Here is a 2,809-nt window from a genome sequence, read left to right as displayed (position 1 = left end):
TGAATGCGGACAAATCGACATTTTCAACCGTGACGGTGAAGAATGGCGACGGCAGCATCCGCAGTACAACGACGCAGAACCAGTCCGAAGATGCGCTGACCAAAACCACCGCCGTGGATCAGGATGGTGACGGGGATGTGGATCTGACCAAGGTTGAAGCCACCACGATCCATGGTGATGACAGCCGCGAGACGGTGACGACACAGACCAATACGGACGGATCTGTCCGCGACAAGGTGAAAGTCACGCTGGGCAGTGACAAGGTCAGTTCGGAAACCTGGATCGATCACAACCAGGACGGGGTGTTCCAGGCCACGGATCTGAGCCGGAGCGTGACCGTGGACAGCACAACCGGCGAACGCACCACAACCAGCTGGGCGCGCAATGCGGATGGGTCGTACCGTGCCAAATCGGTCTCGGTGACGAGCGAAGACGGGTTGGTGACAAACACAAGCATCGATGCGGATGGGGACGGCGATGCGGATTTATTGATCTCTGATGTGACGGTCGAGAATGCGGATGGCACTTCGACCCGCACCGTCACGGAAAAGGCACAGGACGGCGCACTTATAAGCAAGCAGCAGAGCGTGACCAGCGCCGAGGGGCTGACGGTGACAACGCTGAGTGACATTGATGGCGATGGGGCTTGGGATGGGAAATCTGTCTCGACCCGGGTCTCCAATGCCGATGGCAGCACGTTGCACACGGTGACCAACCATGCTGGTGATCAGACAACGTTGCTCTCACAAACCACCGTTTCTCAAAGCGCGGACCGCCGTCTGACGATCACAGATACGGACGCCAATGGCGATGGCGCGAGTGATGTGACTCTGCGGTCGGAACAGCATGCCGATGGCAGCAGGACCGAGCTTGAGACCCGGCTGAATGCGGATGGATCGACGCGGTCAACGCAGCAGACCAATGTCAGCGACGACAAGTTGACGGTGACGATTGCGGCTGATCTCGATGGGGACGGCACAGTTGATACGAAATCGGTGACAGAGACCGTCCTGAATGCTGATGGTGGCCGAACAACCACCACCACTGTCAAAAACGGCAACGATAGCCTGCGTAGCCAGGCAGTGACAACGGTCAGTGATGACGGGTTGGTGACTACCACGTCTGAGGACAGGGATGGAGATGGCACGTCGGAGCGTGTGGTGACCTCCACCACCGAGCTCCTAGCAAATGGGTCAAAGACAACCACAAAAGATCTGAAGTCCAGTGATGGGTCGTTGCTGTCGCGGACGGAAACCACGGTGAGCGATGACGGGCTGACCGTTGAAACCCGGGCAGATCGGGACGGGAATGAGACGGCGGATATTGTCACCTCCAGCGTGACAACGCTGAACGCGGACGGCGGGCGAACCGTTACGACCGAGGTTACCGATGTGACCGGTTCCAGTGACGTGCTGCGGTCCCGCACGGTGACCACAAGCAGCGATGATGGCCGCGATGTCCTGGAGACACGGGACGTGGATGGCGATGGCAATGTGGATCTGCGCATTCATCGCGTTGTTGGGGATGATGGCCAGGTCACGGTGACGGAAACACGCCTGAACGATGCCAGCGCGACCCAAAGCCAGATGGTGTCGACCACGAGCGATGACGGGCTGGAGACCACAACCCGCTACGATGCGGACGGCAATGGCGCGTTTGAGCGGAGCGGACACAGCACTACCGTACTCAATGCGGATGGCTCCACCACCAGAACGGTGGAGGAGAAAACAGAGAATGGCACGGTGTATCGCCGTGCGATCACCGAGACCTCCCGCGACGGCCGGACCACAACAACCCGGGAAGACCGGGACAATGATGGCGATTACGACCTGACCACAACGCGATCCGTTGATCTGAATGCAGCCGGTGTCGAGACCACATCCGTGATCCGAACAGCGGCCAATGGCACCACGCTCAGCGCGGATACAACCGTGGTCAGCGCGGATGAGCGCATCGTGACGCGCAGCATTGATGCGGATGGCAATGGGGTGAATGACCAGGTCATCACCACGACTATCGCAGATAACGGCACACAAACCAGCCAGACGCAGGCCTTCAACAGCGCAGGTGCTCTGATCGCCACGCAGGTCAATACAGTCAGTGACGATGGGCTGACCACCACCTCCCGGATCGACCGGAACGGGGACGGCACGGATGAGTTGGTTGCAACGGCTACAACGGCACTTGCTGCAGATGGCAGCAGGTCCACAACCACCAGTTACACCGATGGTGGCGGCGCGCTTCAGGCACAGATCGTTGCAACCACCAGCGATGATGGTATCAATTCCACCTGGACTGCCGATCTGGACGGCGACGGAACCAACGAGTTTGTCACCACCCGCACAACCACGTTTGAAGCGGATGGCGACGTGGTACAGGCATCTACAACCGTCAACGGCGCTGGTGCAACCGTGGGCAGCGTCACCACAACAACATCCGGCAACGGGCTCAACACATCCACCGTAACGGATATGAACGGAGACGGCACTACAGACCGGATCAACACTGTCGTGGAACAGGCCAATGGCGCCTGGACCCGGACCGATCAGCAGTTCGGGGCAAACGCGACGCTGGTCCAGTCCACCCAGATCTCTGAGTCAGCTGATGGACGTACCCGGGCCACACGCACGGATACGGATGGGGACGGCCATGCAGATCGGGGTGTCACCACGCATATCAACACAGATCAGGATGTCACAACAACGCATCGTGATCTGAACACACGTGGTTTTGCCACCAGTGTTGTCACCGAGGCTGAATCCGCAAACAAAGCCAAACGTTCCCTGGGTTTTGATCTGGATGGGGATGC

Annotated in this window: 1 protein-coding gene; it reads left to right on the top strand. The window is 59.0% G+C overall.

What is annotated here, in order from left to right; genetic code table 11:
• Positions 1 to 2,809 (top strand): beta strand repeat-containing protein (locus GOW16_RS22535; protein WP_368039960.1); only part of this gene is annotated, 2,809 nt, incomplete at both ends.

The organism is Ruegeria atlantica (assembly GCF_013033965.1).
In the GTDB taxonomy this organism is placed as follows: domain Bacteria; phylum Pseudomonadota; class Alphaproteobacteria; order Rhodobacterales; family Rhodobacteraceae; genus Ruegeria; species Ruegeria atlantica_D.
Note: the sequence above shows the minus strand (reverse complement) of the source record. Positions and strands in the feature narration are given on the sequence as shown.